Consider the following 13,415-nt stretch of genomic DNA (forward strand, 5'->3'; position numbering starts at 1 on the left):
CTTAACCGCGCCCGGTCCAGACTTATCGCATGGACGCCCTCCACTTTCTGCCGCTGAGCCTCCTCCCGGCCCTGGTCATCGTCGCCGGGCTGAAGGACCTGACCAGCATGACCATTCCGAACTGGATCTCGGCCGTCCTCGTCGCGGCCTTCTTTCCCGCCGCCTTCCTGATGGGCCTACCGGTCATGACGGTGGCGGCCCATCTGGGCGTGGCCCTGATCGCCCTGTTCGTCGCGGCCGGCATGTTCGCCCTGCGCTGGATCGGCGGCGGGGACGCCAAGCTGACGGCCGCCGCCTGTCTGTGGCTGGGCGTGTCGGGCTCCGGCATGTTCCTGCTCTGGACCGGGCTGATGGGCGGCCTGTTCTGCCTGTTCCTGATCTTCGCCCGGGCCCAGGCGCCGGCCCTCATGCCCGCGGGAGCGCCCGGCTGGGTGTCGCGCCTCATGGAACCGCGGGGCGACATCCCCTACGGCGTCGCCATCGCCGCCGGCGCCCTGATGGCCTGGCCGTCCAGCCCTCTGATGAACATCTACGCCGCCGGCCTTTGAAGACCGGCGTTTAGGGGCGCGTTAACCCGCGGCCGCCATGGTCGTTAACGCAGGCGCCGGGAGTGTGACTCCCGCGATTCGCCCGCGTCGGAGACCGTGGATGAAACCCGCCCGCATCGCCGTGATCTGCGTCGCCGCCGTGGCCGCCATCGGCCTGGCTTTCGTCGTGCGCGCCATGGGCTCCGGCGGAGAGCCGACCCAGACCGCCGCCGCCGCGTCGGCCCCGGCCGTTCCGATGGCCAAGGTGCTCGTCGCGGCCCGTGACCTTGAACCGGGCAAGCGCCTCGTCGCCGACGACCTCGAGTGGAAGGAAGTCCCCGCCGCAGAGGTGCTGCCCGAACATTTCACCGACGGCACGACGCCGATCCCGGCCCAGCCCGCCGCCGAGGTCAAGCCGGCCGAAGGCGGCGCCGTGGCGCGCGTCACCCGCGCCGCGGACGCCATCGCCACCGGCGGGGCCAAGTCCGACTGGCTGGGCGCCGTGGTCCGCGAGCCCATTCTGGCCGGCGAGCCGATGCTGGACCGCAAGGTCGTGCGCGCCGGCGACAGCGGCTATCTCGCCGCTTACCTGGAGCCCGGAATGCGGGCCATGGCCATCCGCGTGACGGTCGAAACCGCCGCCGGCGGCTTCATCCTGCCCGGCGATCGCGTCGACGTGCTGCTGACGCGTGAGATGAAGCTCTCGGACGTCGCCGGCGAGAACTCGGGTCGCAGCCGCTTCGCGACCAACACGGTCATGGCCAACGTCAAGGTTCTGGCCATCGACCAGACCACCAGCGTCGACGACGACGCCAAGGCCGTGGTCGGCGCGACGGCGACGCTGGAAGTTCGCCCCGCCGACGCCGAAGCGCTGGCGCTCGCCAAGTCCGAGGGCGAGCTGAGCCTGGTCCTTCGCTCCTACGCCGACACCGGCGGTCCGTCCGGCCGCGTCGGTCCTCCGCCGAACCAGAGCCGTACGGCGACGGTCCGCGTCTTCCGCGGCGGCGATCCCGAAGTGGTGGTGGTGCAATGAGACGCCTGACCGTCCTCCTGACCGCCGCAGGCATGGCGCTTGCGCCCCTGACGCCGGCGACTGCGGTTCAGGCGCAGAGCCGCGCCGTGGTCGCGGCCGGTTCCTCGTCCCAACTGGTCAACCTGCCGCGCGGCAGCTCCATGGCCATCGACCTTCCGGCCGATGCGCGCGACGTGATCGTTTCGAACCCTGCCGTCGCCGAAGCCGTCCTCCATTCGCCGCGCCGCATCACCATCATCGGCCTTGCGCCCGGCGAGACGGACGCCGTCTTCCTGGACGCCGCGGGCCGCTCGATCCTGACCCTGCGCGTGCGCGTCGACGCCGGCGTCTCGGCGCTCCAGGACACGCTGTCGCGCACCCTGCCGGGCGTGAACGTCCGCGCCGAGGCGGTGAACGACAGCATCCTGCTGACCGGCACGGTTTCGAGCCCCGGCGAGGCCGACCGCGTCACGCAGATCGCCCGCGCCTTCGTCAGCGCGCCGGAGAAGGTCATCAACATGATGACCATCGAAGGTTCCGATCAGGTCACCGTCCGTGCCCGCGTGATCGAGGTGCAGCGCACCGCGGTCAAGCAACTGGGCTTCGACGTCAACGCCATCCTGAACACGGTCGGCGACGGCCTGACCCTGTCCAACATCGCCACCTTCGCCGTCTCGGGCAGCCAGCTGGGCGGCGGTCAGCTGACGTACAACGACGCCAACAACGACGGCGAGGGCATCACCGGCACCATCAAGGCCTTCGAGCGCACGGGCCTGGTCCGCATCCTGGCCGAGCCCAACGCCACCTCGGTGTCGGGCGAGAACGCCGAGTTCCTGGCCGGCGGCGAGTTCCCGGTTCCCGTCGGCCGCGACGACCGCGGCAACATCCTGATCGAGTTCAAGCCCTACGGCGTGCGTCTGGCCTTCCGGCCGATCGTGCTCTCGGGCGGCCGCATCTCGCTGCAGCTGTCGACCGAGGTGTCGGAGCTGACCACCAACGGCGCCTTCACCCTCGGCGGCACCGGCCCCAACGCCCTGGTCATCCCGGCCCTCGCCGTGCGCCGCACCTCGAACACCGTGGAGCTGCCGTCCGGCGGCTCGCTGATGATCGCCGGCCTGCTGCGCGAGGACACTCGCCAGAACATCGACCAGCTCCCGGGGATCGGCTCCCTGCCGGTCCTGGGCGGCCTCTTCCGGTCCCGGGACTACCTCTCGGGCGAGACCGAGCTGGTCATCATCATCGAGGCCTACATCGTCTCCCCGACGTCTCCGAACGCTCTGCAGACCCCGGCCGACGGCCTCGTCGTGTCCGGCGATCTGCAGACCATGCTCTTCGGCCGGCTGACCGAGCGGTACGGGGTGCCGGCGCCCCAGGCCGGGGCCTCGGCCGGCTGGCAGGGGCCCGTGGGCTACGTGATCGAGTGAGACGGACCATGCGCAATCTCCTGATGGCCTCCGCCGCCGCCCTCGTCGTCGGGGGCTGCGCCCAGACCGGCGGCATGTTCCAGGGCGAAACGCCCCCGCTGACGTCGCTGTCGCGCTATGCGCTGCGGGTCGAACCCGGGCTGGACCGGATCGCGTTGGCCGTTCACGAGACCGGCCTCTCGGATGCGCAGACGGACGCCCTCGCCGCTCTCGGCAACCGCTGGAAGCGAGGCGGCGCCGGCCGGCTGTTCGTCCAGGCGCCGTCCGGCGACGACCAGGTCTCCGCGGCCATGGCCTGGGCCGTCCACGACGCCCTGGTCCGCTTCGGCATCCCCGCTTCGGCGCTGACGGTCGAGGCCTACGGCGCGCCCGACCGCCGCGCCCCGGTCCTGGTCGGGTTCGAGACGGTGCAGGCCGTGATCCCCAACTGCGCGGCCGAGCGCGGCACGCTGAACGGCCGCCTGTCGAACGGACCCTCGCCGGGCCTCGGCTGCTCGGTCAACGCCAATCTGGCGGCCCAGATCGACGATCCCCGCGACATCGCGCGCCCGCGCGGCATGACGCCGTCGGACTCCGGCCGAGCGGCCGTGGTCTTCTCCGCCTACAGGACCGGCGAGACGACCTCGGCGACGCAGGAGGAACTGGTGGCGGGCCGCATCTCCCGGGCGGTGGAATAGGTCGGCATGAACAACGCCTTCGCTCATGATCGCGACGCGTTCGAGGACGACGCCTTCGACCTCGACATGGACTATGTCCGCGAGGAGCCGGGCGCGTTGCAGCCGTTCCAGGACGGCCCGGCCGCCGCCCCGGCGCCGCGCGAGCCGCTGCAGTTCACGCCCCCGGCGACCGGCGCCCAGGTCCCCGCCCACGCCCTGCCGGCCGCCGGCGAACCGTTCAACCCGGTCGGCGAGATGATCGCCCACGCCGGCTCGGCGCTCGCGCCCGTCGCCGCCGACGTCTCGGTGCCGCGGATCGGCATCCACGTCTTCGCCGAGCGGCAGGACACGCTGGCCGCCGCCGAGCGCGCCGGGCAGGACCGCCGTCTGTCGCGCGCCACCACCCAGGTCCGCGTCGGCGGCGTCGCCGCCGCGGTCGAGACCTACCGCCACGAACCCACGCCGCCGCTGATCGTGGTCGAATCCACGGCCGACCCCGCGACCCTGCTCGGCGAGATCGACCAACTGGCCGAGGTCTGCGACGCCGGCACCAAGGTGGTGGTGATCGCCTCGGTCAACGACATCCTGCTGTATCGCGAGCTGATGCGCCGCGGCGTGAGCGAATATCTGGTCGCCCCGGTCCAGCCGCTGCAGTTGATCGCCGCCATCGGCGGACTGTTCGCCGATCCGGCCCAGCCCTTCGTCGGCCGCACCATCGCCTTCGTCGGCGCCCGTGGCGGCTGCGGCGCCTCGGCCATCGCCCACAACACCGCCTATGCGATGTCGGAGAAGATCGGCGCGAACACGGTCATCGTCGACTACGACCTGCCCTTCGGCACGGCCGGACTGGATTTCAACCAGGACCCGCTGAACGGCGTCGCCGACGCCCTGGGTCAGCCCGACCGGCTGGACCCGACCCTGCTGGACCGCATGATGGTCCGCTGCACCGACAAGCTCTCCCTGTTCGCCGCGCCCGCCACCCTGGACGCCGACTGGGACGTCAGCCCCGAGGCCTTCGAGGAGGTCACCACCCAGATCCGCGGCACCGCCCCCTTCGTGGTGCTGGACCTGCCTCACCTGTGGTCCGGATGGATGCGCCGTACCCTGATCTCGGCCGACGAGGTCGTGGTCGTGGCCACGCCGGATCTGGCCAGCCTGCGCAACGCCAAGAACATGATCGACCTGATCCGGCAGGGTCGGCCCAACGACGCCCCGCCGCGGCTGGTCCTCAATCAGGTCGGCGTGCCGGGTCGTCCGGAGATTCCCGCCAAGGAGTTCGGCGCGGCGCTGGGCGTCCACCCCAGCCTGATCATCCCGTTCGAGCCGAAGGTGTTCGGGGCGGCGGCCAACAACGGCCAGATGATCCTGGACCTGGGCGGCAAGTCGAAGGCGGCGGAGAGCTTCCAGACCCTGGCCCAGATCGTCTCCCGCCGCGAGCTGCCGCAGCTCACGGGGCCCAAGGCCGCCAGGCCGGCGGCCAGGTCGATCTTCGGATCCCTGTTCAAGAAGAAGACCTGAGGTGTTCGGCAAGCGCACAGGACAGCCCGGCGCGGCGGCCCCGCCGCCGATGCGTCCCGTCGCGCCGCCGCTAGCCCCGGAGGCCTTCGCGCCCTCTCCCGACGTCCAGCCCGTCCAGGGCGTCCAGACCCAGGCCTTCGCCTTCGGCGGCGAGGCGGACGTCATGGAGCGGTCCGCCGCGCCCCAGCCGGCTCCCGAGGCGGCCCCCGGCGCCGCGTCCCGCGCCGCCCCCATGGCGGATCGCCTCGACGCGCTGGCCTCGCGGCCCAAGCCGCAGCCGCAGGCCCCCAAGGCCGACGGACCCGGCCCGCGCGCCACGGCCGGCTTCGAACAGCTGAAGAAGGCCCAGCAGGTCGCCGAGATCGTCCGCGAGCAGAGCGACTACTACCACGCCACGAAGACCACGATCTTCAACGCGTTGATGAACACCATCGACCTGGCCCAACTGGCCCAGCTGGACACCAAGGCCGCGTCGGAGGAGATCCGCGACATCGTCGCGGAACTGGTGGCGATCAAGAACGTCTCCATGTCGGTGGCCGAGCAGGAGCACCTGGTCCAGGACATCGTCAACGACGTGCTGGGCTACGGCCCGCTGGAGCCCCTGCTGGCGCGGGACGACATCGCCGACATCATGGTCAACGGCGCCGGGCGGGTGTTCATCGAGGTCGGCGGCAAGGTCCAGCTGACCAACGTGCGGTTCCGCGACAACGCCCAGCTGATGAACATCTGCCAGCGGATCGTGTCGCAGGTCGGCCGCCGCGTGGACGAGAGCTCTCCGATCTGCGACGCCCGTCTGCCCGACGGGTCGCGCGTCAACGTCATCGCGCCGCCGTTGGCCATCGACGGCGCCACGCTGACGATCCGGAAGTTCAAGAAAGACAAGCTGACGATGAAAAATCTGGTGGAGTACAACTCCATCAGCCCCGAAGGCGCGCGCGTGCTGGGCGTCATCGGCGCGTCGCGCTGCAACCTGGTCATCTCGGGCGGCACCGGTTCCGGCAAGACCACGCTGCTGAACACGCTGACGGCCTTCATCGACCCTACCGAGCGCGTCATCACCTGCGAGGACGCGGCGGAACTGCAGCTGCAGCAGCCCCACGTGGTCCGTCTGGAGACCCGACCGCCCAACCTGGAGGGCCAGGGCCAGATCACCATGCGGGATCTGGTCAAGAACTGCCTGCGGATGCGTCCCGAACGGATCATCGTCGGCGAGGTGCGCGGACCCGAGGCGTTCGACCTCCTGCAGGCGATGAACACCGGCCACGACGGCTCCATGGGCACGCTGCACGCCAACAGCCCGCGCGAGGCCATCAGCCGCATGGAGTCCATGATCACCATGGGCGGCTACGGTCTGCCGTCCAAGACGATCCGCGAAATGATCGTCGGCTCGGTCGACGTCATCATCCAGGCCGCGCGCCTGCGCGACGGCTCGCGCCGCATCACCCACATCACCGAGGTGGTGGGTCTGGAAGGCGACGTGATCGTCACCCAGGACCTGTTCGTCTACGAGATCACCGGCGAAGACGAGAACGGCCGCATCATCGGCCGCCATCGCTCCACCGGCATCGCCCGCCCGCGCTTCTGGGACCGCGCGCGCTACTACGGCCTCGAGCGCGAACTGGCCGAAGCCCTGGACGCGGCGGAGTAGGCCCATGCTTGAGATCCTGGCCGGCGTCCTCGGCTTCATCGTCATCGGCTCTCTGGGCTGGGTCTTCGTCGGCGGCGACGATTCCAGCGCACAGGCCCTGAAGCGCGCCCAGACCTTCGGGGGCCCGAAGACGGACCAGAACGCAAAGGCGAAGAAGGCCGCCGCGGCCGCCAACACGCCCGAGGCGCGGCGAAAGCAGATCCTGCTCCAGTTGCAGGAGGCCGACCGCGCCGAACGCAAGGCGCGCATGACCATGGCCGCGAAGCTGAAGCAGGCGGGTCTCGGCGTCACCGTGCGGACCTTCGTCGTCATCAGCGTCGTGATCGGTCTGATCGCGGGCCTGCTGCCGCTCCTGTTCGGCGCCAACGTCCTGCTGTGCCTGGGCCTCGCCGTGGTGTTCGGCCTGGGACTGCCGCGCTGGTTCGTCGGCATGCTGGGCAAGCGGCGCATGAAGAAGTTCGGCAGCCTGTTCCCCGACGCGGTCGACGTTATCGTGCGCGGCATCAAGTCGGGCCTGCCCGTGCACGACTGCTTCAAGATCATCGCCCGCGAAAGCCCGGCGCCGCTCGGGCCGGAGTTCCAGCGGCTGGTCGACGGTCTCGGCGTGGGACTGACCCTGCCGCAGGCGCTGGACAAGATGTACGAGCGCATGCCGACGCCGGAACTGAAATTCTTCGCCATCGTCATGGCCATCCAGCAGAAGACCGGCGGCAACCTGGCCGAGGCGCTGTCCAACCTCACCACCGTGCTGCGCGCGCGCAAGATGATGGGCGAGAAGATCAAGGCGCTGTCGTCCGAAGCCACCGCCTCGGCGGGCATCATCGGCTCCCTGCCTCCGGCGGTCATGATTCTCGTGACCCTGACGACGCCGGCCTACATGATGCTGATGTTCACCGATCCGCGCGGCCAGTTCATGCTGCTGGTCGCCATCTTCATGATGAGCCTCGGGGTGTTCGTCATGAAGAAGATGATCGCGTTCAAGTTCTAGGGGCGCGGCATGTCGGACCTGATGGGCTTCCTCACGGACACGCAGAACCTGCTCAGCCTCGCGGTCGGCGTGCTGGCCTTCGCCGCCATCTGGGGGCTGATCACGGGCCTGAGCGGCGGCAAGGGGCTGGACAAACGGATGAAGGCCGTGGCCGAGCGCCGCGACGAGCTGAAGCGGCGGTCGCGTCAGGCCATCGCCCAGCAGGCCCAGGGCGGCGGCGGTCTGCGCCACACCGACGACGGGTTCAAGAAGCGGGTCGTCGACCGGCTGAACCTGACCAAGCTTCTGGAGGATCCCAAGGTCGCCGAGAAGATGGCCCAGGCCGGCTATCGCGGACCCAGGCCGCTCACGACCTTCTACTTCTTCCGTTTCTCGATGCCCTTCGTCTTCATGGCGGTGGCGACGTTCTACCTGTTCATCTTCAACGACTTCGGCCTGCCGCTGATGACGCGGGTGCTGGCGGTGGCCGTGGCGACCGTGCTGGGCTTCTACGCGCCGAACCTGTTTCTGGAGAACCGCATATCCAAGCGCCGCACCTCGATCATGCAGGCGTTTCCGGACGCGCTGGACCTGCTGCTGATCTGCGTCGAGGCCGGCATGTCGATCGAAGCGGCGATCCAGAAGGTCAGCCAGGAGATCGGCGGCTCATCGATCGACCTAGCCGAGGAACTGACCCTGCTGTCGGCCGAGCTGTCCTATCTGCCGGACCGCCGCATGGCCTATGAAGGTCTGGCCAGGCGCACCAACCATCCGGGCGTGCGCTCGGTCGCCACCGCCATGACCCAGGCCGAGACCTACGGCACGCCTCTGGGAACCGCCCTGCGCACCATGGCCAAGGAGAACCGGGAGATGCGTCTGTCGGCGGCGGAGAAGAAGGCGGCGGCCCTGCCGGCCAAGCTGACCGTCCCGATGATCATCTTCTTCCTGCCGGTGCTGTTCATCGTCATCCTGACCCCGGCGATCATCAACATCCAGGACACGATGGCGAAGTAGGGCTTCAGCCCTCGGCGTGGGCCTTGATCGCCTCGCCGATCCGCTCGGCCGCCGTCCTCAGCTTCGGCCGGTGCCGGTCGAAGAACCACTCGCCGCGCAGACCCTTGAAGATCCAGCCGTTCGAGACGATGCAGGATCCCGGCTCCAGCTCCTCGATCTCGTAGTAGCGGATCGAGCGGAACCACAGGCCGCGGCTTTCGGCCCAGACGAGCTGGGCGCGCGGCTGCCATTCCACGACCCTGGCCACGGCACGGCGCTCGCCCACGCCCTCGACGGTTTCGGTGAGGGCCAGGTTTCCGCCGAAGGCGATCGTCCCCTCGACGGTGGTCTCCACAGGGTTCCAGCGGTCCCACGACGGCAGGTCGGCGATCAGGTTCCAGATGTCGTCGGACGGGGCGCGCACCCCGACGCGCTTCTCGATGCGGGCGGTTTCCATGGCGTCCTTCCAGCACGGCTGGATGGCGGAGAAAAGGCCTCAGCGCGCGCCTTCCGGTCCCGGCTGGCTGGCGGGCTGGACGTCCGGCCCCGGCCGTTCCTCGCGGTCCGGCAGGTCGGGCGGCGGCGCGCGCAGCCCCTTCAGCACGAAAGCCAGAACCAGGGCCAGGGCGGCCATGCCGACGTTCAGAACGAACGGCGCCGGCTCCGTCCATTCGTACAGGGCGACGCCGAGCACCGGCGGGATCAGGAAGCTGATCCCGGCCAGCGCCATCATGAGGCCCGCGATCGCCCCTTGCTCCCCCGGGCCGACCGCCAGAGAGGACCCGGCGGTGAAGCCCGGCCGGGCGAAGCCGAGTCCCAGAGAGACGAGGGCGTATCCCAACACGACCGAGAAGAAATCCGGCGCCGCCACGCTCATCAGATTGCCGACCAATGCCAGGCCGGCGCCCCAGCGCATCAGGGCGCGCGGCTGCAGGTTCAGCAGGGGGATCAGGCCCCACTGCGCCAGCAGGGTCGCCGCCGCGCCGGCGAACATGGCGAGGCCGATGAAAGGCTGGGCCTGGGTCGCGCTCATGCCCTGCGCCGCCAGCTCGTCGATGACGTGAAAGCCCAGAACGGAGATGTTGACCGCCTGCACGCCCGTGACCAGGACGCCGAAGACCAGGTGACCGGAGATGCGCGGGTCCTTCCACAGACCCCTTGCGGGCGGCAGCTCGCGCGTCTGGCGCGGGACCTCGCCGGAGGGCAACGAGCGCCAGACCCACGCCAGAACGCCGGCGCCGATCAGGGCGAAGACGTACATGGGCCCCGCCAAACCCACGACCGGCAGGACCAGGAAAGGCGCCAGCGTCGGCCCGATCACCGTGCCCAGGCCCTGCGCCGAGGCCAGCATCGACATGGCGCGCGTGCGCTCCTGCGCCGTCGTGCGGTCCGCGACGTAGGCCTGCGAGGCGATCGGCGCGGCCGAGCCGAACAGGCCATAGACGGCACGCGCGGCGGCCATCAGGGCGAAGGCGACGCCCGCGCCCAGCCAACCCTCCAGTCCCGCCGTGGTGGCGACGCCGAACCCGGCCATGGAGACGACGAAGCCCGAAAGACCGAGCTGGATGGTGCGCTTCCGGCCCCAGACGTCCGAACGGCGCGCCCAGACCGGGCTGGCCACGGTCCACAGCAGGGCCGACAGGGCGAAGGCGCCGGCCACCAGGGTGTCGGCCAGACCGAACTCCCGCCCGATCGTCGGCAGCACGGACTGCAGCGCCATGTTCCCGCCCGCAGCGATCAGGCTGACGAGGAACAGGATGGCGAAGGCCTGTGAGCGCAGGTTCATCGGCTCACTCCGCGGCCGGCAGCAGCTTCAGCCGCCGACCGTCGTCCAGCCCCAGCCGGGCCTTGATCTCCAGCAGATCCGTGCCCGGCTCGATCACCAGCAGCTCGGTCGGCCGCGCGGCGTTGACGGCCACCACGGCCTTCTTCGGGCAGACGTCGAAGCAGTCGGTGTGCCGCACGGTGATCTCGGCCTTCCGACCCTTGCCGGCCTTCAGATACTTCTTCAGGGCCTTCTTCAGACTCCTGTCGCCGTTCGGGCCGAAACCCTCGTCGTCCAGCTTCTTCGAGCACTTGCGGCACACAAGGACGACGTCCTGCCAGCGGGTCTTGGCGGCCTTGATGGGCATGGTCTGCAGATCGACGTTCCGGGCCGCTTGCGCAACCCCGGAAAAGGGCCGCATCGTGGGGCGAACGCCGGGGGGACTTCAGATGATCCGCACGCTCGCCTTCGCCGCCGCGGTGCTCGCGGCCTTTCCGGCACAGGCGCAGGTCCGCGCGCCCGACGCGGCGATCGCCGCCGTCATGCCGGACGTCGTGACCTGGCGGCGCGACTTCCACGCCAATCCCGAGCTGGGCTTCGCCGAGCACCGCACCGCCGCCGCGGTCGCCGCCCACCTGCGGTCGCTGGGTCTGGAGGTGCACGAGGGCGTGGGCAAAACCGGCGTGGTCGGCGTGTTGCGCGGAGCCCGTCCGGGCAAGACGGTCGCCCTGCGCGCCGACATGGACGCGCTGCCGGTGCAGGAGGCGACGGGGCTTCCCTTCGCCTCCACCGCGACCGGGACCTACATGGGAAACACGGTGCCGGTGGCCCACGCCTGCGGCCATGACGCCCACGTCGCCATGCTGATGGGCGCCGCGGAGGTGCTGGCCGGAATGAAGGACCGGATCTCGGGCACGATCGTCTTCATCTTCCAGGCGGCGGAAGAAGGGGCTCCTCCCGGAGAGCCCCTGGGCGGCGCGGCGCTGATGGTTCAGGAGGGCGTGCTGGAGCGCTTCGGCGTCGAGGCCATCTTCGGCCTGCACGTCGTCCCGGGCGAGCCGGGGTCCGTCTGGTGGCGGCCGCAGGGCTTCATGGCGGCGTCGGACCGCGTCGACATCGTCCTGAGGGGCAAGCAGACGCACGGCGCCTGGCCATGGAAGGGCGTCGACGTCATCGCCGCCTCGGCCGCGGTGGTGCAGACGGTCAACACCCTGACGTCGCGCACCGTCGATCCGACGACCACGCCGACGGTCTTCACCATCGCCACCCTGGACGCCGGCGTCCGGTACAACATCATCCCGGATCAGGCGGTCCTCTCCGGCACCCTGCGCACCTTCGACGTGGCGCAGCGCGACGCCCTGGTCGCCCGCGCCGAGACCGCCATCGGCCACGTCGCGGCGGCGCATGGGGCCACGGCCGAGTTCTCGGTCCGTCAGAATGCGGCGCTCGTCTACAACGACCCCGAACTGTCCGGCTGGCTGGCCCCTGTGCTGGAAACGGTCTCGCCGGGCAAGGTGAACCCCGCCGCCCCGCCGACCACGGTGGCCGAGGACTTCAGCTATTTCCAGAAGCAGGTGCCCGGCGTCTTCTTCCACCTGGGCGCTTCGGCCGACGGCGCCGACCCGGCCGACAGCCCGCCCAATCACTCGCCGCAGTTCGACGTGAACGAGCGGGTGCTGGAAACCGGCGTGCGCGCCCACGTCACGATCGCGCTGAGCTTTCTGGCCGACTAGGCGAAGAAGCCCCGGATCACCCGTTCATAGATCCGCGTCAGGGCCTCCAGCTCGGCGACCGGCACGCGCTCGTCGATCTGGTGCATGGTCTGGCCGACCAGCCCCAGCTCCAGCACGGGGCACAGCGCGCGGATGAAGCGGGCGTCCGACGTGCCGCCGGTCGTGGACGCTTCCGGCCGGAGCCCGGTCTCCGCCTCCACCGCATCCTGCACCAGGCGCACGAACGGACCCGGCTCGGTCAGGAAGGCGTCGCCGGACCACAGGTGCTCGGTCGTCACCGTCACGCCCGGGACCTCGGCCGCCTTCGCCCGCGCGTCCAGCCAGGCCATCAGGCTTTCGCCCGTATGGGTGGGGTTGAAGCGGATGTTCAGCCGCCCCCGCGCCTCGGCCGGGATCAGGTTGGTCGCGGTGTTGCCGACGTCCAGGGTGGTGATCTCCAGGTTCGACGGCTGGAATGCCGTGAACCCCTCGTCGAGGCGGTGATCGGCCAGCTCGGTCATCAGCCGCGCAAGCACCGGCGCCGGATTGGCGGCGCGGTCTGGATAGGCGACGTGGCCCTGTTTGCCCTTCACCGTGATCCAGGTGTTCAGCGAGCCCCGGCGGCCGATCTTGATCATGTCGCCCAGCGCCTGCTGCGACGAGGGCTCGCCGACGATGCAGGCGTCGATCGCCTCGCCTTCGGCCTGCAGCGTCTGCACCACCCGCTTGGTGCCGTGCAGCGCCGGGCCCTCCTCGTCGCCCGTGATCAGGAAGGACAGGCTGCCCGGCACGTCGCCCGCCGACAGCACGCGCGACACCGCCGACGCCCAGGCCGCGATCCCGCCCTTCATGTCCACGGCGCCGCGCCCGATGACCACGCCTTCGCGCAGCTCCGCCTCGAACGGATCGGCGCTCCATGCCTCCGGCGCGCCGGTCGGCACCACGTCGGTGTGGCCGGCGAAGCAGAGGTTCGGCCCCGCCGTGCCGCGCCGGGCGTACAGGTTCTCAATGCCCTCGAAGGCCATCCGCCGCACGACGAAGCCCATGCCCGCCAGCAGGGCGTGCAGCACGTCCATCGCGCCGGCGTCGATCGGGGTCACCGAGGGTCGGCGGATCAGGTCGCGGGTCAGCTGGACGGGATCGATGGGTGCGAGGCTCATGGACTCGTGCTTTAGGGGCTGTCCGCACAGGGG

The 13,415-nt window shown here is 70.3% G+C and carries 13 protein-coding genes; 9 read left to right on the forward strand and 4 right to left on the reverse strand.

Annotated features, from left to right (window positions below; all coding sequences use genetic code 11):
* The first annotated feature begins 29 nt into the window (after positions 1-29).
* From EFJ44_RS05900 to EFJ44_RS05935, 8 genes are all read left to right on the forward strand, one after another.
* A complete protein-coding gene (locus EFJ44_RS05900; protein WP_125256281.1) occupies positions 30-548 on the forward strand; it encodes an A24 family peptidase in 519 nt (172 codons plus the stop codon).
* A gap of 100 nt (positions 549-648) precedes the next feature.
* On the forward strand, positions 649-1,560 hold the full coding sequence (gene cpaB, locus EFJ44_RS05905) for a Flp pilus assembly protein CpaB (protein ID WP_125256282.1): 912 nt from the start codon (positions 649-651) through the stop codon (positions 1,558-1,560).
* Positions 1,557-2,963, forward strand: a complete 1,407-nt coding sequence (locus EFJ44_RS05910; protein WP_125256283.1) for a type II and III secretion system protein family protein — start codon at positions 1,557-1,559, stop codon at positions 2,961-2,963. Before cpaB ends, EFJ44_RS05910 begins: the two co-directional genes overlap by 4 nt.
* Before the next feature lie 8 nt (positions 2,964-2,971).
* Positions 2,972-3,640 (forward strand): CpaD family pilus assembly protein, encoded by a 669-nt coding sequence (locus EFJ44_RS05915; RefSeq protein ID WP_125256284.1) that lies wholly within the window; start codon positions 2,972-2,974, stop codon positions 3,638-3,640.
* A gap of 6 nt (positions 3,641-3,646) precedes the next feature.
* Positions 3,647-5,137 carry a CpaE/TadZ family protein gene (locus tag EFJ44_RS05920; RefSeq protein ID WP_125256285.1) on the forward strand — a complete coding sequence of 497 codons (1,491 nt, stop codon included), beginning with the start codon at positions 3,647-3,649 and terminating at the stop codon, positions 5,135-5,137.
* Between the two features lies 1 nt (position 5,138).
* Positions 5,139-6,785: a TadA family conjugal transfer-associated ATPase gene (locus tag EFJ44_RS05925; protein WP_420897379.1), complete on the forward strand. Its 1,647-nt coding sequence runs from the start codon at positions 5,139-5,141 to the stop codon at positions 6,783-6,785.
* A gap of 4 nt (positions 6,786-6,789) precedes the next feature.
* On the forward strand, positions 6,790-7,773 hold the full coding sequence (locus tag EFJ44_RS05930; protein WP_125256286.1) for a type II secretion system F family protein: 984 nt from the start codon (positions 6,790-6,792) through the stop codon (positions 7,771-7,773).
* Positions 7,774-7,782: 9 nt separating this feature from the next.
* Entirely contained in the window at positions 7,783-8,766 is a 984-nt protein-coding gene (locus tag EFJ44_RS05935; protein WP_125256287.1) for a type II secretion system F family protein, read from the forward strand.
* 4 nt (positions 8,767-8,770) lie between these two features.
* Here the strand turns inward: EFJ44_RS05935 and EFJ44_RS05940 are convergent, their stop codons facing one another.
* Genes EFJ44_RS05940 through EFJ44_RS05950 form a run of 3 tightly spaced genes read right to left on the reverse strand, consistent with a single transcriptional unit; the run spans position 8,771 to position 10,877 of the window.
* Entirely contained in the window at positions 8,771-9,202 is a 432-nt protein-coding gene (locus EFJ44_RS05940; protein ID WP_125256288.1) for an SRPBCC domain-containing protein, read from the reverse strand.
* Between the two features lie 39 nt (positions 9,203-9,241).
* On the reverse strand, positions 9,242-10,531 hold the full coding sequence (locus EFJ44_RS05945; protein ID WP_125256289.1) for an MFS transporter: 1,290 nt from the start codon (positions 10,529-10,531) through the stop codon (positions 9,242-9,244).
* 4 nt (positions 10,532-10,535) lie between these two features.
* On the reverse strand, positions 10,536-10,877 hold the full coding sequence (locus EFJ44_RS05950; protein WP_125256290.1) for a hypothetical protein: 342 nt from the start codon (positions 10,875-10,877) through the stop codon (positions 10,536-10,538).
* An 82-nt stretch (positions 10,878-10,959) separates the two neighbouring features.
* Here EFJ44_RS05950 and EFJ44_RS05955 point away from each other — a divergent pair, with 82 nt between their 5' ends.
* On the forward strand, positions 10,960-12,243 hold the full coding sequence (locus tag EFJ44_RS05955; protein ID WP_125256291.1) for an amidohydrolase: 1,284 nt from the start codon (positions 10,960-10,962) through the stop codon (positions 12,241-12,243).
* Here EFJ44_RS05955 and dapE read toward each other — a convergent pair.
* Entirely contained in the window at positions 12,240-13,382 is a 1,143-nt protein-coding gene (dapE, locus tag EFJ44_RS05960) for a succinyl-diaminopimelate desuccinylase (RefSeq protein WP_125256292.1), read from the reverse strand. The two genes, EFJ44_RS05955 and dapE, sit on opposite strands and share 4 nt — an antisense overlap.
* Between the last annotated feature and the right edge of the window lie 33 nt (positions 13,383-13,415).

Source organism: Brevundimonas fluminis, assembly GCF_003934285.1.
In the GTDB taxonomy this organism is placed as follows: domain Bacteria; phylum Pseudomonadota; class Alphaproteobacteria; order Caulobacterales; family Caulobacteraceae; genus Brevundimonas; species Brevundimonas fluminis.

Excerpts from the sequence above, each read along its gene's own strand:
- EFJ44_RS05900 (WP_125256281.1), top strand. The coding sequence starts at position 30 with ATGGACGCCCTCCACTTTCTGCCGCTGAGCCTCCTCCCGGCCCTGGTC.
- cpaB (WP_125256282.1), top strand. The coding sequence starts at position 649 with ATGAAACCCGCCCGCATCGCCGTGATCTGCGTCGCCGCCGTGGCCGCC.
- EFJ44_RS05910 (WP_125256283.1), top strand. The coding sequence starts at position 1,557 with ATGAGACGCCTGACCGTCCTCCTGACCGCCGCAGGCATGGCGCTTGCG.
- EFJ44_RS05915 (WP_125256284.1), top strand. The coding sequence starts at position 2,972 with ATGCGCAATCTCCTGATGGCCTCCGCCGCCGCCCTCGTCGTCGGGGGC.
- EFJ44_RS05920 (WP_125256285.1), top strand. The coding sequence starts at position 3,647 with ATGAACAACGCCTTCGCTCATGATCGCGACGCGTTCGAGGACGACGCC.
- EFJ44_RS05930 (WP_125256286.1), top strand. The coding sequence starts at position 6,790 with ATGCTTGAGATCCTGGCCGGCGTCCTCGGCTTCATCGTCATCGGCTCT.
- EFJ44_RS05935 (WP_125256287.1), top strand. The coding sequence starts at position 7,783 with ATGTCGGACCTGATGGGCTTCCTCACGGACACGCAGAACCTGCTCAGC.
- EFJ44_RS05940 (WP_125256288.1), bottom strand. The coding sequence starts at position 9,202 with ATGGAAACCGCCCGCATCGAGAAGCGCGTCGGGGTGCGCGCCCCGTCC.
- EFJ44_RS05945 (WP_125256289.1), bottom strand. The coding sequence starts at position 10,531 with ATGAACCTGCGCTCACAGGCCTTCGCCATCCTGTTCCTCGTCAGCCTG.
- EFJ44_RS05950 (WP_125256290.1), bottom strand. The coding sequence starts at position 10,877 with ATGCCCATCAAGGCCGCCAAGACCCGCTGGCAGGACGTCGTCCTTGTG.
- EFJ44_RS05955 (WP_125256291.1), top strand. The coding sequence starts at position 10,960 with ATGATCCGCACGCTCGCCTTCGCCGCCGCGGTGCTCGCGGCCTTTCCG.
- dapE (WP_125256292.1), bottom strand. The coding sequence starts at position 13,382 with ATGAGCCTCGCACCCATCGATCCCGTCCAGCTGACCCGCGACCTGATC.